16 protein-coding genes are annotated in these 22,969 nt (G+C 69.5%); 7 read left to right on the forward strand and 9 right to left on the reverse strand.

From position 1 onward, the window contains the following. The first annotated feature begins 97 nt into the window (after window positions 1–97). The 3 genes from STRTUCAR8_RS40025 (at window position 98) to STRTUCAR8_RS40035 (ending at window position 6,804) form a co-directional block, all read left to right on the forward strand. Window positions 98–763, forward strand: coding sequence for an HAD family hydrolase (locus tag STRTUCAR8_RS40025; protein ID WP_044473708.1), 666 nt, complete (start codon window positions 98–100; stop codon window positions 761–763). Window positions 764–1,244: 481 nt separating this feature from the next. Then, a complete protein-coding gene (locus tag STRTUCAR8_RS40030; protein ID WP_006382098.1) occupies window positions 1,245–6,200 on the forward strand; it encodes an NAD-glutamate dehydrogenase in 4,956 nt (1,651 codons plus the stop codon). 160 nt (window positions 6,201–6,360) lie between these two features. Next, entirely contained in the window at window positions 6,361–6,804 is a 444-nt protein-coding gene (locus STRTUCAR8_RS40035) for a GtrA family protein (protein ID WP_234372710.1), read from the forward strand. Between the two features lie 19 nt (window positions 6,805–6,823). Here the strand turns inward: STRTUCAR8_RS40035 and STRTUCAR8_RS40040 are convergent, their stop codons facing one another. Continuing rightward, the gene (locus STRTUCAR8_RS40040; RefSeq protein WP_006382099.1) at window positions 6,824–7,660 is read right to left on the reverse strand and encodes an ABC transporter ATP-binding protein; all 837 of its coding nucleotides are present in this window, start codon (window positions 7,658–7,660) and stop codon (window positions 6,824–6,826) included. Then, the gene (locus tag STRTUCAR8_RS40045) at window positions 7,653–8,585 is read right to left on the reverse strand and encodes an ABC transporter permease (protein ID WP_006382100.1); all 933 of its coding nucleotides are present in this window, start codon (window positions 8,583–8,585) and stop codon (window positions 7,653–7,655) included. Before STRTUCAR8_RS40045 ends, STRTUCAR8_RS40040 begins: the two co-directional genes overlap by 8 nt. A gap of 199 nt (window positions 8,586–8,784) precedes the next feature. On the opposite strand from STRTUCAR8_RS40045, the gene STRTUCAR8_RS40050 reads away from it, so the two are divergent. From STRTUCAR8_RS40050 to STRTUCAR8_RS40060, 3 genes are all read left to right on the forward strand, one after another. Beyond that, the gene (locus STRTUCAR8_RS40050; RefSeq protein ID WP_078507458.1) at window positions 8,785–9,420 is read left to right on the forward strand and encodes a TetR/AcrR family transcriptional regulator; all 636 of its coding nucleotides are present in this window, start codon (window positions 8,785–8,787) and stop codon (window positions 9,418–9,420) included. Window positions 9,421–9,590: 170 nt separating this feature from the next. Next, on the forward strand, window positions 9,591–10,742 hold the full coding sequence (locus STRTUCAR8_RS40055) for a sensor histidine kinase (RefSeq protein ID WP_044473705.1): 1,152 nt from the start codon (window positions 9,591–9,593) through the stop codon (window positions 10,740–10,742). A 52-nt stretch (window positions 10,743–10,794) separates the two neighbouring features. Further along, complete coding sequence (locus STRTUCAR8_RS40060) at window positions 10,795–11,439, forward strand: response regulator (RefSeq protein WP_044473710.1); 645 nt, start codon at window positions 10,795–10,797, stop codon at window positions 11,437–11,439. Between the two features lie 22 nt (window positions 11,440–11,461). On the opposite strand, the gene galE is transcribed toward STRTUCAR8_RS40060, so the two are convergent. The 3 genes from galE to STRTUCAR8_RS50810 all read right to left on the reverse strand — a co-directional run bounded on the left by galE (window position 11,462) and on the right by STRTUCAR8_RS50810 (window position 15,955). Beyond that, the gene (gene galE, locus STRTUCAR8_RS40065; protein WP_006382106.1) at window positions 11,462–12,478 is read right to left on the reverse strand and encodes a UDP-glucose 4-epimerase GalE; all 1,017 of its coding nucleotides are present in this window, start codon (window positions 12,476–12,478) and stop codon (window positions 11,462–11,464) included. Between the two features lie 75 nt (window positions 12,479–12,553). Beyond that, window positions 12,554–13,819 carry a glycosyltransferase family 87 protein gene (locus tag STRTUCAR8_RS40070; protein ID WP_006382094.1) on the reverse strand — a complete coding sequence of 422 codons (1,266 nt, stop codon included), beginning with the start codon at window positions 13,817–13,819 and terminating at the stop codon, window positions 12,554–12,556. 1,677 nt (window positions 13,820–15,496) lie between these two features. Continuing rightward, window positions 15,497–15,955, reverse strand: coding sequence for a MarR family winged helix-turn-helix transcriptional regulator (locus STRTUCAR8_RS50810; protein ID WP_078507457.1), 459 nt, complete (start codon window positions 15,953–15,955; stop codon window positions 15,497–15,499). Between the two features lie 139 nt (window positions 15,956–16,094). Between STRTUCAR8_RS50810 and STRTUCAR8_RS40085 the strand changes: the two genes are divergently transcribed. Further along, the gene (locus STRTUCAR8_RS40085) at window positions 16,095–16,508 is read left to right on the forward strand and encodes an organic hydroperoxide resistance protein (RefSeq protein ID WP_044473707.1); all 414 of its coding nucleotides are present in this window, start codon (window positions 16,095–16,097) and stop codon (window positions 16,506–16,508) included. Window positions 16,509–16,530: 22 nt separating this feature from the next. Here STRTUCAR8_RS40085 and STRTUCAR8_RS40090 read toward each other — a convergent pair whose 3' ends face one another. From STRTUCAR8_RS40090 to STRTUCAR8_RS40105, 4 genes are all read right to left on the reverse strand, one after another. Continuing rightward, window positions 16,531–18,804 carry a bifunctional glycosyltransferase/CDP-glycerol:glycerophosphate glycerophosphotransferase gene (locus STRTUCAR8_RS40090; RefSeq protein WP_006382096.1) on the reverse strand — a complete coding sequence of 758 codons (2,274 nt, stop codon included), beginning with the start codon at window positions 18,802–18,804 and terminating at the stop codon, window positions 16,531–16,533. Window positions 18,805–18,975: 171 nt separating this feature from the next. Beyond that, the gene (locus STRTUCAR8_RS40095) at window positions 18,976–19,779 is read right to left on the reverse strand and encodes a carbohydrate ABC transporter permease (protein ID WP_407705502.1); all 804 of its coding nucleotides are present in this window, start codon (window positions 19,777–19,779) and stop codon (window positions 18,976–18,978) included. A 98-nt stretch (window positions 19,780–19,877) separates the two neighbouring features. Further along, entirely contained in the window at window positions 19,878–21,257 is a 1,380-nt protein-coding gene (locus tag STRTUCAR8_RS40100; protein ID WP_006382091.1) for a carbohydrate ABC transporter permease, read from the reverse strand. A gap of 10 nt (window positions 21,258–21,267) precedes the next feature. Further along, window positions 21,268–22,638: an ABC transporter substrate-binding protein gene (locus tag STRTUCAR8_RS40105; RefSeq protein WP_006382093.1), complete on the reverse strand. Its 1,371-nt coding sequence runs from the start codon at window positions 22,636–22,638 to the stop codon at window positions 21,268–21,270. Between the last annotated feature and the right edge of the window lie 331 nt (window positions 22,639–22,969).

Below are 22,969 nucleotides of genomic sequence, written 5' to 3' on the forward strand. Positions count from 1 at the left end.
CCCCCAGACCCCCCTTCGCGCCGAAAGCGCTCGTCCTCAAACGCCGGACGGGCTGAACGTGCGGGTCGGCGGCGGGGGTGAGGGGTACTTTCTCTTTATGGGGAAGCACGGAACGGCGCACATCGTCTGGGACTGGAACGGGACCCTGTTCCATGACACCGATGCCGTCATAGGGGCGACGAACGCCGCGTTCGCCGAGTTGGGGCTGGCGCCGATCACGTTGGCGCAGTACCGGCAGCTGTACTGCGTACCGGTGCCTCGGTTCTACGAGCGGCTGCTCGGGCGGCTGCCCACGGACGCCGAGTGGGCTGTCATGGACGACATCTTCCACCGGTACTACGCGGAGCACCGCGTGGCGTGCGAGCTGGCCGTCGGTGCGCGGGATCTGCTTGCCGGGTGGCAGTCGGCGGGGCGCAGTCAGTCCATTCTCAGCATGTACGGGCATGCCGATCTCGTTCCGCTGGTCAGGGGATTCGGGATCGAGCCGCACTTCGTCCGGGTCGACGGGCGGACCGGGCCCTCCGGCGGCAGCAAGGCCGAGCACATGGTGCGCCACTTGGAGGCCCTCACCGGCGTCGAGGCCGCGCGCACGGTGGTCATCGGGGACGCCGCCGACGACGCGATCGCCGCACTGCACGCGGGTGCGCTGGCCGTGCTCTACACCGGTGGCTCCCACGGCCGGGCCAGCCTCGAAGAAGTGGGTGTCCCTGTGGTGGACAGCCTGGAGGAGGCGGTCGCGGAGGCCGAGCGGCTGGCCGCGTAGTCGTTGTAGTCGCTGTAAGCGCCGTTCGGGGTGTCTGGAAGGCCTCTCTTTCTCTCCACTGTGCAGACTGGCAAACTTGCCGACCGGTTTTTGTACACAAATGGCGTATGACGTGGCCCCCGTGATGAGCGATAGCCTGGTGGCGTGATCAGCGCGATACGTCGCGGGGGCGCAGTCGTCCCTGCCTTGCGCCCGGAATGCACGGACCACATCCGTGCCCGGGTGGCGATCGCTGGTCGGCGCGGGCGGGACGGAACCCCGAGGGTTCCCAGGACGCCGTACGCATCCCACGGACCGGCGCTGCCGAGAGCAGCGTCACACTCCGCCGGGGTGCCGAGAATGGCTGATAACCCCCCGCTCTTCCCCCCTTGCGGCATAGCGTCGGAACAGACCGGAGACCCCGCGTCGAGGCGTTGTACCGCGGGAGGGACCGTACTTCCTTCTACGTCACGCAACGGCGCGCGACAGGAGTCAGAGGACAATGCAGACCAAGCTGGACGAAGCCAAGGCCGAGCTGCTCGAAAGGGCCGCCCGGGTAGCTGAGAACAGCCCGGTCGGGGGGCACCTACCGACCGGGACGACACGTGCAACCATGCCCGGCGGAGACCCCGGCACCCCGGACCACGACACCGTGCTCGCGTTCCTCCAGCGCTACTACCTGCACACCGCCCCGGAGGACCTCCTCGGCCGCGAAGCGGACGACGTCTTCGGCGCGGCCTTCTCGCACTACCGGCTGGGCGCGACCCGTCCGCAGGGCAAGGCGAGCGTGCGGGTGCACACCCCGACCGTCGAGGAGAACGGCTGGACGTGCAGCCACTCCGTCGTCGAGGTCGTGACCGACGACATGCCCTTCCTCGTCGACTCGGTCACCAACGAACTGTCCCGGCAGAGTCGCGGCATCCATCTCGTCATCCATCCGCAGTTCGTCGTACGACGGGACCTCACCGGCCGGCTCATCGAGGTGCTGCCCACCCCGGTCGCCGGGACCGAGCTGCCCCACGACGCGCACGTCGAGTCGTGGATCCATGTCGAGATCGACCGCGAGACCGACCGCGCCGATCTGAAGCAGATCACCAGCGACCTGCAGCGCGTCCTGTCCGACACCCGTGAGGCGGTCGAGGACTGGGACAAGATGCGCGACGCCGCGCTGCGCATCGCCGACGAGCTGCCCAAGGAGCCGACCGCCGACGATCTGGTCGACCAGGACGTCGAAGAGGCGCGCGAGCTGCTGCGCTGGCTCGCGCAGGACCACTTCACCTTCCTCGGCTACCGCGAGTACGAACTGCGCGGGGACGACTCGCTGGCCGCCGTGCCCGGGACCGGGCTCGGCATCCTGCGGGCCGATCCGCACCACTCCGAGAACGAGGGGCATCCGGTCAGCCCCTCCTTCGAGCGGCTGCCCGCCGACGCCCGGGCCAAGGCCCGCGAGCACAAGCTTCTCGTGCTGACGAAGGCCAACAGCCGCGCCACGGTTCACCGGCCGTCGTATCTCGACTACGTCGGGGTCAAGAAGTTCGACGAGAACGGTGACGTCGTCGGTGAGCGGCGGTTCCTGGGGCTGTTCTCCTCCGCCGCCTACACCGAGTCCGTGCGCCGGGTGCCCGTCGTCCGCCGCAAGGTCGACGAGGTGCTGCGCGGTGCCGGATTCGGGCCCAACAGCCACGACGGGCGCGACCTGCTCCAGATCATGGAGACCTACCCGCGCGACGAGATCTTCCAGACGCCGCCCGACGAACTCCGGGCGATCGTCACCTCGGTGCTGTATCTGCAGGAGCGGCGCCGGTTGCGGCTCTACCTGCGGCAGGACGAGTACGGGCGTTACTACTCCGCCCTCGTCTATCTGCCCCGTGACCGGTACACCACCGGCGTACGGCTGCGGATCATCGACATCCTGAAGGAGGAACTCGGCGGCACCAGCGTCGACTTCACCGCCTGGAACACCGAGTCCATCCTGTCGCGGCTGCACTTCGTCGTCCGCGTTCCGCAGGGCACCGAACTGCCGCAGCTGTCCGACCAGGACAAGGAACGCATCGAGGCACGGCTCGTCGAGGCCGCCCGCTCCTGGGCCGACGGTTTCGCGGAGGCCCTCAACGCGGAGTGCGGTGAGGAGCGCGCCGCCGAACTGCTGCGCCGGTACGGGAACGCCTTCCCCGAGGGCTACAAGGCCGACCACACCCCGCGTGCCGCGGTCGCCGACCTGGTCCACCTGGAGAAGCTGGGCGTCGGCACGAACTTCGCGCTGAGCCTCTACGAGCCGGTGAACGCGGCGCCCGGTGAGCGCCGCTTCAAGATCTACCGCACCGGCGAGTCCGTCTCGCTGTCCGCAGTGCTCCCCGTCCTCAACCGGCTCGGCGTCGAGGTGATCGACGAGCGGCCGTACGAGCTGCGCTGCTCGGACCGGACCACCGCCTGGATCTACGACTTCGGGCTCCGGCTGCCCAAGTCGCTGAGCAGTGGCGGGGATTATCTCGGGGACGACGGCCGCGAGCGTTTCCAGGAGGCTTTCTCGGCCACCTGGACCGGCCAGGCCGAGAACGACGGCTTCAACGCGCTGGTGCTGAGCGCCGGCCTCGACTGGCGTCAGGCGCTGGTGCTGCGGGCGTACGCCAAGTACCTGCGGCAGGCCGGTTCCACGTTCAGCCAGGACTACATGGAGGACACCCTCCGCAACAACGTCCACACCACCCGGCTGCTGGTGTCGCTGTTCGAGGCGCGGATGTCGCCGGAGCGGCAGCGGGCGGGCGTCGAGCTGACCGACGCCCTCATGGAGGAGCTGGACGCGGCCCTCGACCAGGTGGCCTCGCTCGACGAGGACCGCATCCTGCGGTCGTTCCTCACCGTCATCAAGGCGACCCTCCGGACGAACTTCTACCAGGAGCGCGCGGGCGGCAAGCCGCACGACTACGTCTCCATGAAGTTCGACCCGCAGGCCATCCCGGACCTGCCCGCGCCGCGTCCGGCGTACGAGATCTGGGTCTACTCGCCGAAGGTGGAAGGCGTCCACCTGCGGTTCGGGAAGGTCGCGCGCGGCGGGCTGCGCTGGTCGGACCGGCGCGAGGACTTCCGTACCGAGATCCTCGGGCTGGTCAAGGCGCAGATGGTGAAGAACACCGTCATCGTGCCGGTCGGCGCCAAGGGCGGGTTCGTCGCCAAGCAACTGCCGGATCCGAGTGTGGACCGGGACGCGTGGCTCGCCGAGGGGGTCAGGAGCTACAAGACGTTCATCTCGGCGCTCCTCGACATCACCGACAACCTGGTGGCCGGCGAGGTCGTGCCGCCCGCCGACGTCGTTCGGCACGACGAGGACGACACCTATCTCGTCGTCGCCGCCGACAAGGGCACGGCGACGTTCTCGGACATCGCCAACGAGGTCGCCCAGTCGTACAACTTCTGGCTCGGGGACGCCTTCGCGTCGGGCGGCTCGGCCGGGTACGACCACAAGGGCATGGGCATCACCGCGCGCGGCGCCTGGGAGTCCGTCAAGCGGCACTTCCGCGAGCTGGGCGTCGACACCCAGAGCGAGGACTTCACCGTCGTGGGCGTCGGTGACATGAGCGGTGACGTGTTCGGCAACGGCATGCTGCTGAGCGAGCACATCAGGCTCGTCGCCGCCTTCGACCACCGGCACATCTTCATCGATCCGAAGCCCGACGCGGCCACCTCGTACGCCGAGCGGCGGCGTCTGTTCGAGCTGCCGAGGTCCAGCTGGGCGGATTACGACAGCCAGTTGATCTCGTCCGGGGGCGGCATCTTCCCCCGCACCGCCAAGGCCATCTCGGTCAACTCGCACATCCGCGAGGCGCTCGGCATCGAGGGCGCCGTCGGCAAGATGACCCCGGCCGACCTGATGAAGGCGATCCTCCAGGCGCCGGTCGACCTGCTGTGGAACGGCGGCATCGGTACGTACGTCAAGTCGAGTACGGAGTCGCACGCCGACGTCGGTGACAAGGCCAACGACTCCATCCGTGTCGACGGCGGCGACCTGCGTGTCAGGGTCGTCGGCGAGGGCGGCAACCTCGGGCTCACCCAGCTCGGGCGGATCGAGTTCGCGCAGCGCGGCGGGAAGATCAACACCGACGCCATCGACAACAGCGCGGGCGTGGACACCTCCGACCACGAGGTGAACATCAAGATCCTGCTCAACTCCCTTGTCACCGAAGGTGACATGACCGTCAAGCAGCGCAACAAGCTGCTCGCCCAGATGACCGACGAGGTCGGCGGGCTCGTCCTGCGCAACAACTACGCGCAGAACACGGCCATCGCCAACGCCCTCGCCCAGTCACCGGACATGCTCCACGCCCAGCAGCGCTTCATGCGCCACCTGGTGCGTGAAGGCCACCTGGACCGGGCCATCGAGTTCCTGCCGACCGACCGGCAGATCCGTGAACGGCTGAACACCGGGCAGGGGCTGACCGGTCCGGAGACGGCCGTGCTCCTCGCGTACACGAAGATCACGGTGTCGGACGAGCTGCTGCGCACCTCGCTGCCCGAAGACCCGTACCTGCGGCGTCTGTTGGACGCCTACTTCCCGAGCGCGCTGCGCAAGAAGTTCCCCGAGCAGATCGAGGGACACGCGCTGCGCCGCGAGATCATCACGACCGTGCTCGTCAACGACACGGTCAACACGGGCGGTACGAGCTTCCTGCACCGGCTGCGTGAGGAGACCGGCGCCTCGCTGGAGGAGGTCGTGCGGGCGCAGACCGCGGCTCGCGCGATCTTCAACTCCGGTGCGGTGTGGGACGCGGTCGAGGCGCTCGACAACACGGTCGAGGCCGCCGTCCAGACCCGGATCCGCCTCCACTCGCGGCGACTTGTGGAGCGTGGCACCCGCTGGCTGCTCAACAACCGGCCGCAGCCGGTGCAACTCACGGAGACCATCGAGTTCTTCGGTGAGCGGGTCGGTCAGGTCTGGTCCCAGCTGGCCAGGTTGCTGAGCGGCGCGGATCTGGAGTGGTACCAGAAGATCTACGACGAGCTGACCGAAGCCGGCGTCCCCGGCGAACTCGCCACCCGGGTCGCGGGGTTCTCGTCCGCCTTCCCGACGCTGGACATCGTCTCGGTCGCCGACCGGATGGGCCGCGACCCGATGGACGTCGCCGAGGTCTACTACGACCTCGCCGACCGTCTCCACATCACGCAGCTCATGGACCGCATCATCGAGCTGCCGCGGGCCGACCGCTGGCAGTCCATGGCCCGCGCCTCGATCCGTGAGGATCTGTACGCGGCCCACGCGTCCCTCACGGCGGACGTCCTCGCGGTCGGCAACGGCTCGTCGACGCCCGAGCAGCGCTTCAAGGCGTGGGAGGAGAAGAACACCGCGCTCCTGGGCCGGGCGCGCACGACCCTGGACGAGATCCAGAGCTCGGACGCCTTCGACCTGGCGAACCTGTCGGTCGCGATGCGGACGATGCGGACGCTGCTGCGGGCCCATTCGTAGGCGGTACGTGAACGGCCGTATGTGAACTGCGGTAGGTGAACGAGCGCCCCCGGCTGTGACAGCCGGGGGTGCCCTCGTTTTCTTGACAACTGTTAGAGAAAAGCAGACGGGGAATTTACCCTTTCCTGCTAGACCGGACACCTCGGATAAAGTCGCGGGCGTGAGTGTGAATGTCTCCGAGGAGCGCCCGTCCGTTTCGGTCCGGTCGGTGCGGCGGGTAATCCTTGAAGCGGTGAAATTCGGGGCCGTCGGCGGCAGTGGCGTGCTCGTGAACTTCGTGTTCTTCAACCTGCTGCTGCACGGGCTCGGTTGGCGGGCGATGACGGCCACGGTGTTGTCCAGCCTCATCGCCATGGGCTCGAACTATCTGGGTTTCCGCTATTTCACGTACCGGGACAGGGCCTCACGTACCAGGCAGCAGATCGCGCTGTTCTTCGTGTTCAGCGCGATCGGCATCGCGATGGAAAGCGGGCTGTTCTACATCGGTTATCACGGTCTGGGATTGCACGGTCCGGTCGAGTCGAATGAGGTGAAGGGCGTCTCGATCGTGCTCGCCTCGGCGTTCCGCTTCCTCGTCTACCGCACCTGGGTGTTCCGCCACTAGGACCGGTCGAGGACCTGCCCTAGGCGGCGCGGGCGGGCTTGGCCGCCGGGCGGTTCGTGAAGGCCTCGTACTCCTTCAGTACGTCGTCCGTCGGGCCGTCCATGCGCAGTTCGCCGCGTTCCAGCCACAGGACGCGGTCGCAGGTGTCGCGGATCGACTTGTTGTTGTGGCTGACCAGGAACACCGTGCCGGCGTGCTTGCGCAGCTCGCGGATGCGTTCCTCGGAGCGCATCTGGAAGGACCGGTCGCCGGTGGCCAGCGCCTCGTCGATCAGCAGTACGTCGTGGTCCTTGGCGGCGGCGATGGAGAAGCGCAGACGGGCGCCCATGCCGGAGGAGTAGGTGCGCATGGGCAGGGTGATGAAGTCGCCCTTCTCGTTGATCCCCGAGAAGTCGACGATGCCCTGGTAGCGCTCCTTGATCTGCTCCCGGGACATGCCCATCGCGAGACCGCCGAGGTAGACGTTGCGCTCGCCCGTCAGGTCGCCCATCAGGGCCGCGTTGACGCCGAGAAGGGAGGGCTGGCCGTCCGTGTAGATGCTGCCGTTCTCCACGGGCAGCAGTCCGGCGACGGCCTTGAGCAGCGTGGACTTGCCGGAGCCGTTGGTGCCGATCAGGCCGACGGCCTCGCCGCGGTAGGCCACGAAGGAGACGTTCTTGACGGCGTGCACCTTGCGCACACCGGCCGCCTTCTCGCTCTGCTTGCGCCGCATCATGCGGTTGAGGGCGGCGGTCGCGGTGCCGCGACCGGCACCCGTGCCGTTGACCCGGTAGACGATGTCGACGCCGTTGGCGACGACGGTGGGAACCAGTTCGTCCGGCGTCTGGTCCTGGATGTTGTTCGGGTTCTCAGCCACGGCCGTACGTCTCCTCAGCCTTCCAGAAGTAGATGAAGCCACCGACGCCCGCGAGCAGCGCCCAGCCGGCCGCGATCGGCCAGACGTGCGCCGGCAACTGGCTCGAGTGGTAGCTGTCGATCAGGGCGAAGCGCATCAGGTCGATGTAGACCGCCGCCGGGTTGGTCTCCAGCATCACCACCACCGCGTGCGGCAGGTGATCCTTCTTCCCCAGCTTGTCGAGGCTCCACATCACGCCCGACACGTACATCCAGGTGCGCAGGATGAACGGCATGAGCTGGGCGATGTCCGGAGTCGACGCGCCCATCCGCGCCATGATCATCGCCACGCCCGTGTTGAAGACGAACTGGAGTGCCAGGGCGGGGATGACCAGCAGCCAGGAGGCGGTGACGGGGATCCCGAAGCAGAGCAGGATGACGATCAACGCGGTCATCGAGAACAGCAGCTGCTGGAGCTGCTGGATGCAGAAGGAGATCGGCAGGGCCGCACGCGGGAAGTGCAGGGCCCGGACCAGGCCGAGGTTGCCGGCGATCGCGCGGGTGCCCGCCATGATCGCGCCCTGCGTGAATGTCCAGATGAACACGCCCGTGACCAGGAACGGGATGTAGTCCGGCACGCCGTGCTTGGTGCCCAGCAGGACGCCGAAGATGAAGTAGTAGACCGCCGCGTTGAGCAGCGGGGTCATCACCTGCCAGACCTGGCCGAGCTTCGCCTGGCTGTACTGGGCGGTGAGCTTGGCGGTGGCGAACGCGGTGATGAAGTGGCGCCGCGCCCACAGCTGGCTGACGTACGTACGCAGCGTGGGACGGGCGCCGCTGACCGAGAGACCGTGCCGGACGGCGAGCGCCGTGAGGTGGTCGCCGGCCTGCGTGACGCCTGGGAAGGGTGGCGTGGACTGGGGCGGTGTGTCGAGGGCCTGGCTCACATCCGCTGCTTTCGCTCGGGGGGAAGGGGGTGCGCGACCGGTTCCCGTCGCAGGCGTCCCCCGCCGGTTCCTTGGGTTCCTTACGCGATTCTTGCAAGACTCTTACGTCGGGACGGGACCGTATCGTCGTGACGGGAGCGTATTCCGATTCGGCGTCGGAACGCAACCGTTTCGTCGTCACGCCTCTATGCTGGTCCCCATGACGACGAACACCGACGAGCCCGGGACCGCACCGGCACGGACCCGCCGCCGGGCCCCCGCCGGAGCCGCCGTACTGCGCGAGGACGTGACGGAGGCGATCCGGTCGGCCGTGTTCGAGGAACTGGCGTCCGTCGGATACGCGCGGATGTCGATCGAGGGCATCGCACGCCGGGCGGGCGTCGGAAAGACGGCGGTGTACCGGCGCTGGCGTTCGAAGCTGCACCTGGTCCTCGACCTGGTCTCGGCGATCGCCGTTCAGGGGCTCCCGGCGCCGGACACCGGCACGCTGGAGGGCGACCTGCGGATGCTGTACGAGCTGACGTCCCGCGCGCTGCGCCACCCGGTGGCCTCGCAGGTCATCCCCGACCTCCAGGCGGAGGCGGCCCGCAACCCGGAGATCGCCGACGCCATGCAGAAGGCGCTGCGGGAGGGGCAGGAGGGCGTCGCCAGCGGGATCGTTGCGGCGGCGGAGCAGCGGGGCGAGGTCCGTTCGGGCATCGACCCCGACCTGGCCCTCGACCTGATCTCCGGGCCGCTCTACTGGCGCTCGGTGGTGATCCGGAACCCCAAGCTGCCGAAGGGCTACCTGGCGTCGCTGGCCCGGGCGACCACGGCGGCACTGCAGGCGCTGTGATCCGCCGGCGGACCGGCAGGCCGGCGGGCTGATCCGCACGACGGAAGCGGTCGCTCCGGCGGCGGTGCCCGGGAAGCCGGGGAAGCCGGGAAATGGTGTAGCGGGCTACACCGTCACCCGGGAGCAGGCTCTCCCGTGCGCCCGACTCCTCGTCGCCTAGCCTGATGACCATGTGGAAGACACTGCGGCAGGCGGCGCGGGCCACGGTCCAGCTGGTCGCGGTGGCGATCCTGGCCTTCGGCTCGTACATCTTCATCACCGTCCTGCTCATCACGGCCACCGCCACGCTCGCGGTGGTCGGCGCCGGGCTGCTGCCCGAGACGGTCCTGCTCGTCCGCCGGATCGCCGGCACCAAGCGGCGGATGACGACCGAGTGGTCGGGCGTGGAGATCCCCGAGGCGTATCTGCCCGTCGAGGGCAGGCTGAAGGAGAAGCTGCGCATCGTGGTCCGCGACCCCGGTACGCGCACCGACCTGACCTGGATGCTCGCCTACTACGTGTACGGCGCCCTGCCGCTGCTGATGATCCCGCTCTGGCCGGTGGGCCTCGTCGTCGACGGTGTGTGGTGCGGACTGCTGCGCCGCGAGGCCGTCGTCCTCCCGCTCATCAGCCGGCTCGCCGACCTCGACGCCGCCTGGTCGGCCGCGCTGCTCAAGCCCTCGCCGAAGGCTCGACTCGTGGAGCGCGTCGAGCAGCTGAAGGCGACCCGGGCCGACGCGGTCGCCGCGCACGGCGCCGAACTCCGGCGCATCGAACGGGACCTGCATGACGGCGCCCAGGCCCGCCTGGTCTCCCTGTCCATGCGGATCGGCCTCGCGAAACGGGCGTACGACCGTGACCCGGACGCCGCCCGCAAGCTGCTGGAGGACGCCCAGGACCAGGCCGAGGAGGCACTCGCCGAGCTGCGCAACGTCGTACGCGGCATCCATCCGCCGATCCTCACCGACCGGGGACTGGTGGGCGCCGTACGGGCGTTGGCGTCGAGCAGTGGCCTGGAGGTCGGCGTGGTCGACGACGGTGTCGAGGACGGCGTACGGGCCCCCGCGGCGGTCGAGGCCGCCGCGTACTTCGTGATCGCCGAGGCGCTGACCAACGCGGCGAAGTACAGCGGTTCGCCGACCGCCTGGGTGGAACTCGCCCGCGTGCCAAGGGGGTTGAAGGTCCGAGTGGGCGACCACGGACAGGGTGGCGCCGACGAGAAGGGCGGCACCGGACTGCTCGGGATGCGCCGTCGGGTGGCCGCGCTGGACGGGAGCGTGGACGTGTCGAGCCCGGTAGGGGGGCCGACCGTGATCGATGTGGAACTGCCCTGCGTATGGTGAGCGCGATCGCCGCTTGACCGGCGAGCTGGACCGGATCGAGAACAGGACCGTCATGCGCGTAGTGATCGCCGAGGACAACGCCCTGCTGAGGCAAGGGCTCGTCCTCCTCCTGACGTCGGCCGGGCACGAGGTCGTGGCCGTCGCGAGCAGCGGCCCCGAGGTGCTCCCCGCCCTGCTCGAACACCGTCCGGACGCGGCCGTGCTGGACGTCCGGATGCCGCCCGGTTTCCGCGACGAGGGTCTGCGGGCGGCGCTGGAGGCGAGGGAGCGGATTCCCGGCCTTCCGGTGCTGGTCCTCTCCCAGTACGTGGAGGAGTCGTACGCGGCGGAACTGCTGGGCGGCGGCGCGAGCGGCGTCGGCTACCTCCTCAAGGACCGCGTGGGCAGGGTCGACGAGTTCCTCGACGCCCTGGAACGCGTCGCCGACGGTGGCACCGCCCTCGACCCCGAGGTCGTCGCCGAACTCCTCACCCGCCGCCGCGACTCCCCCCTCGACTCCCTCACCCCACGCGAGCGGGAGGTCCTGGAGCTGATGGCGGAGGGCCACGACAACACGACGATCGCCAAGACCCTGGTGGTCACGGAACGCGCGGTCAGCAAGCACATCGGCAACGTGTTCCTGAAGCTGGGCCTGCCCCCGAGCGACAGCGGCCACCGCCGGGTGCTGGCGGTACTGGCGTATCTGAACAACCAGTAGGGGCCCGCTGGTTCGCCGAGTCCTAGTCCGTCCGCAGGGCGGATTCCCCCGATTTCCCCGCCTCCGGGTGCAGCCGGACCCAGCCCGCCCACGCCGAGGTGATCATGTCCTGGACGTCGTGCTTGGCCTTCCAGCCCAGTTCCGTGGCGATGCGGTCGGCCGAGGCCACCACTCGCGCCGGGTCGCCCGGGCGGCGCGGGGACACGACGGGGGGCAGGGTGTGGCCCGTCGTCTCGTTCACGCGGTCGATCAGCTCGCGGACCGAGACGCCCTCCCCCCGGCCGATGTTGAGGGTGAGGTCGCGGCCGGGCGTCGCCTCCAGCGCCCTGGCGGTCGCCACATGGGCCTCCGCCAGGTCCACGACGTGGACGTAGTCCCGTACGCAGGTGCCGTCCGGGGTCGGGTAGTCGTCGCCGAAGACGCGCGGGGGTTCATGGGCCGTCAGGCGTTCGAAGACCATGGGGATGATGTTGAAGACGCCCACGTCCGCCAGCTCCGGGGCCGCCGCGCCCGCCACGTTGAAGTAGCGCAGGCTCGCTGTCGACAGGCCTGTCGCCCTGCCCGTCGCGCGGACCAGCCACTCACCCGCCAGCTTCGTCTGCCCGTACGGGCTCATCGGTGCGCACGGCGTGTCCTCCGACACCAGGTCCCCGTCCCGCGCGGCGGACGGCGTGCCGTACACCGCCGCCGAGGACGAGAACACGAAGGACGGGACGCGGGCCGCAGTGACCGCGTCCAGCAGGACGCGCAGCCCCTCCACGTTCTCCCGGTAATAGTGCAGGGGGCGGTCCATCGACTCGCCCACCTGCTTCTTCGCCGCCAGATGGACCACGCCCGTCACCTCGTGGTCCCGCAGGGCCCGCGCCACCCGCTCCCCGTCCAGGGTCGAGCCGACCACCAGCGGGACGCCGTCCGGGACGCGCTCGGCGATACCGGTGGACAGGTCGTCGTACACCACAGCTCGGGTCCCCGCTTCGGTCATCGCGCGCACGACGTGCGCCCCGATGTAGCCGGCGCCGCCGGTGATCAGCCAGGTCATGTTCGGCCGTCCCCTCGTGTGGTGGTGTGGTCGGATGGGTCGGGTGCTCGCTTCGACTTTGTCAGTTAACTCCCGTTAAGCCGCACTTGGTTCCCGCTCGGGAAGTGGACGGGCGGAAGCGGGCGACGGAAGGGGAACCCCGGCCGGCCGGGTCGAGCGCCAGAGTCGTACGAAGGACAGGATCGCCGCCGCGCCGAGCAGGCCGTTGCGTACGACCATCACCGTCACCCCCGTCCAGGTGCAGTGCGCGACCTCCGCGTACAGGACGGGATAGTCGAGGCCGCTGACCGCCGAGGCCGCCACCAGCAGCCACGCCACCGGGCGCTGGCCGGTGTACCGCGAGGTCAGGCACACGGCGGCCAGCCCGAGCAGCCAGACCATGTACTGCGGGCTGATGACCCGGCTGGTGACCGTGAAGAGGAGTACGGCGGTCAGCGCCGCGTCGAACGGCGTGGCCTCCGTCCAGTGCCGGGCCCGTACCCGCCACAGCAGCAGGAACCCGAACGCCACCGCGGTCAGGGCGAGGGACAGGGCCGCCACCGCGGAGACGTACGGGCCCACGAACTCCATCGCGCCGTACTGGTAGCGCACGCGCCCCTGCCACCCGGCGCGCGTGGCGAGGGAGAGCGCGGTGCCGCCGAACGACTCGATCTGCACGCCCCGGCCGCCCTGCTGGCGCAGGAAGGAGAAGGGGTTGCTGAAGACCGTGGCCAGGAGCGCCAGGGCGGCTGCCGCCGTGAGCGTCCCGGACGTCCACGCCGACCGGGTCGTACGGCCCTTCGGCATCCCCAGCAGCACCAGCGCCGGCCAGACCTTCACCAGGGCGCCCAGCGCCGCGAACGCCCCGCACGCGCGCGGGGACCGCGACAACGTCAACAGGGAGATGACGGCGAAGGCCGTGACCTGCACGTCGTAGCGCGCGAGGGGCACATGGAGGAGAAGCGGCAGGCTCGCCGTCCAGTACACGGCACCGTGCAGGGAACGGCCCGGGCGCCTTCCCGCGCGCGTGAGGGCGAACAGGACGAGCGCGTCGGCGGCGAGCGTGAGCACCACGAACGCCTCGAAATACGTCAGCGTCGGCAGCAGCGCGGGCGACAGAAGCACCGGACCCGCGCCCGGCGGGTACTGCCACAGCTTGTCGTCCACCGGGAACGTGCCCTGGGTGAGAACGCCGTACCAGCGGAAGTACAGCCGCTGCACTTCACGTGCCACGCCACCGCCGCCGAGCAGCGGGAGGCCGTCGTGAACCAGCAGCCACAGCATCAGGGCACGGGAGGCGGCCCAGCCGACGGCGAGAGTGAGGAGGCGGGTGATGGGGGTGGAGGTGGGGGGTCTCGTCACGGCCGGATCGTAATCCGGATGAATGCCGCATTCACGTCAATACATCATCGAACTGTAATTAATCCACCAGCAATCATCTGTCGATCACCAGCAAAGATTCTTTAATCGCACAAAATCAGGCCCGTGATCAACAGGCCGATGAACAAGGAGATGAACAAGAAGACAGCCGCCGTCGCGGTCCCCGTGATCCCCATGGCCGTCATGCTGGTGATCGGCTGCTGGGGACTCGACCGGGGCGGCATATGGCGTGACGAGGCGGCCACCTTCCAGGTCGCGCGACGCACGGTGCCGCAGATCTGGCGGCTGCTGCACGAGGTCGACGCCGTGCACGGCCTGTACTACCTGCTCATGCGGCCCGTCCTCGCCGTCCACCCCGGCGAGGTCCTCCTGCGGCTCCCGTCCGTCCTCGCCGCAGCCGCCGCCGCGGGCCTCGTCGCGGTCCTCGGCAGCCGCCTGGCCCGCCCCCGTGTCGGCCTCTGGGCCGGACTGCTGTACGCGGTCAATCCGATGGTCGGCCACTACGCCCAGGAGGGCCGGTCGTACGCCATGGTCGCGGCCGGCGCGGCCGGCGCGACGCTGCTGCTTCTGCGGGCACTCGGGGGCCACTCCTGGATGCCGTACGGAGTGGTCCTCGCCGTCACCTGCCTCCTCCACGAGTTCGCCGTACTGCTGCTCCTCGCCCATGCCGTCACCCTCGCGCTCGCCCGGGTCCCCCGGCGGGTTTGGGCCGGCTGGCTGTGCGCGGCGGGCGTCGTGACGTCGGCGCTGCTCCCGCTGGCACTGCTCTCGCACGCCCAGTCGGCGCAGGTGGCCTGGCTGCGGCCGCCCGGACAGGGCAGCGTCGACCAGCTCGTACGCCAGTTCACCGGCCCGACGGACGAGGTCCTCGTGCCCTGTCTGGTCCTCATGTACGTGGCGCTGCTCCACCCCCGGAGCACACACCCCGGCCGCGGACCGTCCCTCCCCGCCGTCGCCCTCCCGCTGCTCCTCGTACCAGCCATGATCCTCATGACCGTCTCGCAGTGGTCGCCCCTCTACGACGCCCGCTACGTCCTGTACGCCCTCGCCGGCGCCCCCCTTCTCGTCGCCGCCGGGGCCGACCGGGTCGGGCGGGCCCTGCCTCGCTCGCCCCGTGCGACCGTCACCGCGGCCGGGGTGCTCGCCGTGACCCTCGTCTGCGCGCACCAGCTGCCGCTGCTCCGGCAGGACCGTTCCATGGCGCAGCGCGGCGGCGAGAACCTCGCGGTCGCCTCCGCGCTCGCGTCCCGTGAACTGCGCCCCGGCGACCCGGTGTTGTTCCTGCCGGCCATCGGACGGCGCTCGGCACTGGCGTACCCGAAGGGCTTCCGGGGGACCCGGGACCTGGCCCTCGCCGAGTCCGCGCGCACGTCCGGCACGCTGTACGGCGTCGAAACGGGCCCGGCCGCGCTCCGGCGCAGGCTGGCGGGGCTGGACCATGTCTGGCTGGTCGCCGAGCCGTACGCCCTGCGCCCGTCCTGGCACCCGGACAGCCCGACGGAACGGGCCAAACTGGCGGTGGTGGAGACGGAGTTCGAGCCGAGGAGGGAGCTGACCGGAAGCGGGGTAACGCTGCGCCTGTACGAGCGCAGGGCGCTCGTAAGGGGCGCGGGGAACTGCGCGACCAGCCACAACGGCGCCGCAGCCGCCCCAAGAGCGTCACGCGTCCAGCGCTGCCGCGTCCAGAGAGACAGTGAGCTCGTCAAGACGGGCCCGCAACGCGCGGATCTCGTCCACGTCGAAGCTGGTCGCCGCGACGATCCGGCGCGGCACCTGAAGCGCCCGCTCGCGCAGCGCGAGGCCCTCCTCGGTCGCCCGCACCTCCACCGACCGCTCGTCCCGGGCGCTGCGCTCGCGCCGGACGAGACCGGCCGTCTCCAGCCGCTTGAGCAGCGGTGACAGGGTGCCGGAGTCGAGGCGCAGGTGTTCGCCGAGCTTCTTCACGGGCAGCTGTCCGTGCTCCCACAGCACGAGCATCACCAGGTACTGCGGGTAGGTGAGCCCGAGGTCCTTGAGGACCACGCGGTAGACGCCGTTGAAGGCGCGCGACGCCGCGTTCAGGGAGAAGCAGATCTGCTGGTCGAGACGGAGGTAGTCCTCGGCGGAGGTTGCTGACATGGCTCCAGGATACCTCCTTGCCCACCATCTAGTTGTGCACAATTGAATTGTGTGCTCTAATTATCTCCATCACGGAGCCCCGCAGGGGGCTCCCCGAGAAGCTCTGAAGTTGATGAGTTCGATGAGAGGGACGGCTTCCATGGACGCGATCTACACCGCAGTCGCCACCGCCACGCACGGCCGGGAGGGCCGCGCGGTCAGCTCCGACGGCAAGGTCGACCTTGCGCTGGCCATGCCGGTGGAGCTGGGTGGCAACGGCGCCGGAACCAACCCGGAGCAGCTCTTCGCCGCCGGTTACGCCGCCTGTTTCGGCAGCGCGCTCGGCATGGTCGGCCGCGCTGCCAAGGTCGACGTCAGTGACGCCGCCGTGACCGCCGAGGTCGGCATAGGCAAGCAGGGCGAGGGCTTCGGCCTCAAGGTCACCCTCCGCGTCGAGCTGCCCGACACCGTCGACGCGGAGACCGGCCGCAAGCTGGTCGAGCAGGCCCACCAGGTCTGCCCGTACTCCAACGCCACGCGCGGCAACATCGAGGTCGACCTCGTCATCGAGTAGTACCGGTCGGGCGGTGAGTCGCTCAGGAGCCGTTGAGGGCGGGCGTGCCGTCGGTGCTGGGCTGCGGGTGCGGCACGCTCGCGAGCGGAACGGCGGCGAACGCGTCCGCCGCCGACGGCACCGGGTGGCGCTCGGCGAGCGGAGTGACCGGCGCCTGACCGGCCGTTCCGCCCAACACCAGCCGCTGCACGACCCGTTCGGCGGCGCGCCCGTCGTCGTACGGGCAGAACCGCTCGCGGAACGCGGCCCGCAGCTGCGCGGAGCGCGACCCGCGCCAGTGACCGGTCGCGAAGATGTCGATCAGTTCGTCCTCGCTGCGCGCGATCGCGCCCGGCGGGAAGGCCCGCAGGTCGAAGTACGTGCCACGGGCCGCCTCGTACGCCTCCCAGTCGTCCGAGTGGATCACGATCGGCCGGTTCAGGTTGGCGTAGTCGAACATCAGCGACGAGTAGTCGGTGACCAGCGCGTCCGAGGCGAGACACAGCGACTCGATGCTCGGATGGCCGGTCACGTCGATGAGCCGGCCGCCGGAGGCGGGTGCCAGCGGGGCGTCGTAGATGTGGTGGGCGCGGGCCAACAGGACGTAGCGCGGGCCGAGTTGACGCAGGACGCGTTCCAGGTCGAGCGTGTGCCGGGGGCCGCGCATATAGTCGCGGTGGGTGGGCGCGTACAGGATCGCGACCGAGCCCTCGGGGATGCCGAGCGACTCGCGCAGCCGGGCCACGTCCGCCGAAGTCGCCTGCTGGAACACGTCGTTGCGGGGCTGCCCGGTTTCGAGGGTGGTGTAGCCGCCGGGGAAGACCCGCTCCCATACGAGGGTCGAGTGGCGGTTGGCCGACAGACAGTGGTCCCAGGTGTCGACGTCCGCGACGAGCTCCGTGAAGTCCGTGTCGCGGGCGGCGGCCGGTCGCTCCTGGAGGTCGAGGCCCATGCGCTTCAGCGGGGTCCCGTACTGGGTCTGGATCACCGTCTGGCCGGCCCGCTTCACGTAACGGCTGTCCCAACTCCCGTTGTTCACCAGGTACTTGGAGCGAGCCAGCGCCGTCCAGTAGGCGGCGGTACCCGGTCGCACCCGGGCGGTCGCCGTCGGGAGCGTGTGATGGTGCTCGGGGCGGGCCACCCACGCCGTCCGCATGCCCGGCACGAAGGAACGGAACGCGGCTTCCAGGGCGCCGGGGTTGCAGCCGTACCCGCGGCCGGAGTGACTGGCGAAGACCGCCCGGTCGGCCCGCACCGGCAGCCGTCGCTGGACCCGGTAGTGCAGCCGCAGTGCGGCCGATCGGACGCCGCGCGCAAGGGACTTGACGAAACGGGTGAGGTGCCGGCGCAGGGCGGAGGCGAGCCGCACCACCCGGTACGTGCGATAACTGCCCGTCCGGACGAGAAGGTGCCGGAGCCGGGCGTGCAGCGGTACGGCGGCGCCCGGGGTGCGGTAACGGCGGTAGTGGTCCCGGGACCTGCGCAGGAACTCGGCGCGGACGGTGCGCGGCAGCCGGTCCGGACGGGCCAGCACCGCCATCAGCTGGTCGACCATCCGGCGGAACAACACCGGCCGCCAGTGCGCGAGTTCGGGGCGCTCGTCGACGAACGCGAAGACACGGTCGTACTGCTCGTGGATGTCGAAGTGCCCCTGAGCCGGGGGAGTGCTGCCGATCTGCCGCTGCCTGCGGTGGTGGACGCACACCCGGTCGAGGGTCGCCACCGACTCGGCGGCGAGCAGCGAGGGAACCGTCCAGGGGATGTCCGCACAGGCACCCGCCGGGAAGGTGAGGCCCTCGCGCTCCACGAACTCCCGCCGGTAGGCCTTGTTCCAGGCCACCAGCGGGAGTTTGAGCAGCAATGGCCGGTCGTCGAGCCGGAAGGGGACGGGACCCTGTTCGGTGAGCTGATGGAGGAACGGGCTGCGGACGGTCTCGCCGGTCCAGAGGGCGTGCGCGTGGTCGTAGACGAGGACGTCCGGGTCGCCCGCCTCCTTGATCCGGTCGGCGATCGCCCGCAGGGCGTCCGGGGCGAGGGCGTCGTCGCCGTCGACGAAGACGAGATAGTCCCCGGTCGCGCGCTCGACGCCCGCGTTGCGCGCCGCGCCCACCCCGCCGTTCTCCGGGAGGTGGACGGGGCGCACGCGGGCGTCGCGCGCCGCGAACTCGTCGACGAGCGCACCGCAGGCGTCGGGCGAGCAGTCGTCGACGGCGATGACTTCGAGATCCGGATACGACTGGCCGAGCACCGATTCCAGGCACTCCTGCAGATACGCCTGAACCTTGTACGCGGGGACGATGACACTGAACCTGGGCAAGGCACATCCATGGGTCGGTGGGTCGACGCGGGCCTACTGCCCGGGAACGGCCGATGGAGTGACTTGGTTACGCCGATTGCGGCATGTGGGGGACAAGGGCGTTTGGACCCGTAACCCCACAAGTGAGATGCTTATCCGTTTACTTGCTCACTCGCTTCCTTGCGAACTCGCTTACTTGACCGCGCCCGCCATCACCCCCGACACGAACTGCCGCTGGAACGCGAAGAACACGGCCAGCGGAATCACCATCGAGATGAACGCGCCGGGCGCCAACACTTCGATGTTGCTGCCGAACTGACGTACCTGCTGCTGGAGCGCGACCGTCAGCGGCTGCGACTGGGAGTCGGAGAACACCAGCGCGACCAGCATGTCGTTCCACACCCACAGGAACTGGAAGATCCCCAGGGACGCGATGGCGGGCGCGGCGAGCGGCAGGACGACGGTCGCGAACAGCCGCATCTCGCCCGCGCCGTCCAGCCGGGCCGCTTCCAGCAGCTCGCGCGGGATCTCCGCGAAGAAGTTCCGCAGCAGGAAGATCGCGAACGGCAGCCCGAACCCCACATGGAACAGCACCACCCCGATGATGTCGCCGAAGATCCCGATCTTCCCGAACAGGTCGGAGAGCGGGATCAGCGCCACCTGCACGGGTACGACGAGCAGCGCGACGACGACCAGGAACCACCAGTCGCGCCCACGGAAGTCCATCCACGCGAAGGCGTAGCCGGCCATCGCGCCGATCATGACGACCAGAAGGGTCGCCGGGACCGTGATCCAGACGGTGTTGAGGAGGGAGCTGGTGATCGCGTCGTTCTCCAGCAGCGTCCTGTAGCTCTTCGCGGTCAGCTGCCCGGGAGCCGTGAAGACCTTCCACCACCCGGAGGTGGAGATGTCCGTCGGGTCGCGGAACGACGACACGAGCAGCCCGAACGTCGGCACCATCCAGACGAGCGCGACGAGGATGAGGAAGAACCGCATCACCCCGCCCGCCGCGCCGGCGGCCACCCGGGCGGCGAGGGAGCGCCTGGCGCGTACGGGCCGGTCGCGAGTGGGATCGAGGGTCGGATCGAGAGCGGTCACCGCTGGCGCTCCTTCCTGAGTCGACGCAGATTGACGAACATCACCGGCAGGACGAGCAGCAGCAGAATGACGCCGATCGCGCTGCCGACGCCGTAGTTGCCGCCTCCGCCGAACGACGACAGGAACAACTGGAGCGCGAGGACGTTGGCGTCGTCCTGACTGGGCTGCGGGGCGATGATGTAGACGAGGTCGAACACCTTCATCACGTTGATCATCAGCGTGACGAGCACGACGACCAGTACGGGTGCGAGCAGCGGCACGGTCACCCGCCGGAACACCTGCCACTCGTTGGCGCCGTCGACGCGCGCCGCCTCCAGCAGATTCCGGTCCACGCCCGCGAGCCCCGCCGCGATGAGCACCATCGCGAACCCGGCCCACATCCAGGTGTAGCTGCCGATGATGGCCGGGGTGACCAGGGTCGGCCCGAGCCAGTCGATCCCGTTGTAGGAGGCGGCGAAGTTCGAGCCCGGCAGGCGGAGTTGGGCTCCGTCGGCGTCGGCGGGCAGGGTGAAGGTCCCGTCGGCGCCGCTGGTCGCCGAGGCCACGACCTTCCCGTCCTTCACGGCCTCGACCTTGACGCCCTTCAGCGCCTTCTCATCCGGGTCGACCTGACCCTTCGTACCACCGCCGCCGAGCTTGAAGTCCAGCCAGACGGTGCCGTTGATCCCGGAACCGGAAGTGCCGGCCGCCTTCGCGTTCTCGGGCGTGCCGGGGAGCTTGTTGGGGGCGATGCCCACGAGGGGCAGCAGCGCCGGGGTGCCCGGGCTGACGGTTCCGGTGGAGGTGAACGAGCCTCCGCCGGACGACCTGAGGTCGCTCGCCTGGGCGTTCGGGCGGGCCTTCGGATAGACGGAGGAGTCCACGAAGGCGTCGTGCACGGACGTCACGATCGCGTTGGCGACACCCTGGTCCGGGTCCTGCTCGTAGACGAGGCGGAAGATGATGCCCGCCGCGAGCATCGAGATCGCCATCGGCATGAAGACGATCAGCTTGAACGCCGTACCCCAGCGCACCCGTTCGGTCAGCACCGCGAAGATCAGACCGAGCGCGGTGACGAGAGCGGGCGCGACGGCCACCCAGATCGCCGTGTTGCGTACGGCGGTCAGCGTGGCGTCGTTCGTGAAGATGTCGCCGTAGTTCTCCAGGCCGACGAAACCCGATCCGTCGGCGTCGTACAGGCTGCGCCAGACGGAGTAACCGATCGGGTAGACGACGAGCGAGCCGAGCAGGACCAGGGCGGGCAGCAGGAACAGGCCTGCCACCCACCAGCGGGTGCCGGTGACGCTCTTGGCCTTGACCGGGGCCGGGTTTGCGTTCGTACTCGTGTTCGTATTCGTGGTGACGGTGGTCGGCGTGTTGTCTCTCTGCGACTCCATGCCGGTGCCGTCAGCCGTTCTTGTACGCCTTGGCGGCGTCGGCCTCTAGTTGCTTCTGGGTGCCCGCGACGTCCTTCGGGTTCTTCAGGAAGTCCTGGAGGTCCTTCCACTCGCCGACGCCCTGGGTACCGCCGAAGGCGGCCGGAGCCTGGTCGGACATGTCGAAGCGGAAGTCGTCGCCGGCTGCGATGAGAGCCTTCGCGATGTCCCGGGTGACGTCGTCCTTGTAGGCCGACTGGTCCATCGTCTTGCTGGGCGAGAGGAAGCCGCCCTGTGCCGCCCAGATCTCGGCCGCGTCCGTCGAGCCCAGGAAAGTCAGCAGGGCCTGGGCGCCCGCGCCGTCCTTCAGCGACACGGCTACGTCGCCGCCGCTGACGACGGGGGCCTGGTCGCCGACCGCCGGGAACGGGAAGACCTTCGCGTCCGTGCCGAGCTTCGCCTTCGTGTCCGCGTTGATGTTGGCGGCCACGAAGTCGCCCTCGAAGACCATCGCCGCCGGTGTGTCACCGGAGAACGTCTGGGTGACCGACTTCGGGAACTCGGTCGCCAGCGCGCCGGAACGACCGCCGGCGAGGAGATCGTCCTTGCCCCAGAGCTCGGCGAGGGTGGTCAGAGCGTCCTTGACGGACGGATCGGTCCACTTGATCTTGTGCTGGGCGAGCTGGTCGTACTTCTCCGGCCCGGCCTGCGACAGATAGACGTTCTCGAACCAGTCGGTGAGGGTCCAGCCGTCGGCGCCGCCCACGGAGACGGCGGGAGAACCGGCGTCGGAGAGCGTCTGCGCGGTGGCGATGAAGTCCTTCCAGGTGGCGGGGGTGTCCGTGACGCCCGCGGCCTCGAACGCGGCGGTGTTGTACCAGACCAGGGACTTGTTGGCGGCCTTGACGTAGATGCCGTACTGCTTGCCCTCGAAGGCGCCGAGATCCTTCCAGCCGGCGTCGAAGTTCTTGTCGAGCTGGGCCTGGGCGTCCGCGCCGAGCGGCTTGAGCCAGCCCTTCTCGGCGAACTGGTGCAGTACGCCCACCTGGGGCAGGAACGCGACGTCCGGGGGCTTGCCGCCCTGGATCTTCGTACCGAGGAACGTCGACGTGTTGTTGCCGGTCGGTACGAAGTTGACCTTCGCGCCCGTTCGCTTCTCGAACTCCTTCAGGACCTTGGTGAAGTTCTCCTGCTCGGGCCCTGTCCAGACGGCGGCGACCTCTAACGTCTGGCCGTCCAGCTTGGGGAGCTCGACGGAGGCGGAGGTGTCCCCGCCGGTGCTCGTGCTGGGGTCGGTGCCCTTGTCGCCCGGGTCGTCGTCGGAGCCGCAGGAGGCGAGGGTGAGGGCGAGGGCGGTGGCGGAGATTGCGGTCAGGGTGCGTGTACGAAGGATGCTGCGCATGTCTGCCCCGTTCGTCGTTCGGCGTTGAACGTGTTCGGCGCTGTCCGTGCGGTCTGGTCTACGCCGGGTCGTGGGGGTCGGCAAGTGCGCCTCGGGTGTCAAGCGGGTGATCGTGACCGCGTCGTGTCCTTGGTCCCCCACCCACCCGCCTGTCTCGGTCCGTTGGCAGGGTGCCCTCGAAACGCCTTCCCATGCACCCGGCGGCCGCCCCAGGCCGAGTTTTCCCACCCACCAACCCACCCGTTTACTGCATCCATCCAGCGCAGGCCCGCCCCCTCAGCCCGTCCGGCGTTTGAGGACAAGGCCCCTTCAGGGCCGGCAGGGGGGTCTG

Source organism: Streptomyces turgidiscabies Car8, assembly GCF_000331005.1.
Classification (GTDB): domain Bacteria; phylum Actinomycetota; class Actinomycetes; order Streptomycetales; family Streptomycetaceae; genus Streptomyces; species Streptomyces turgidiscabies.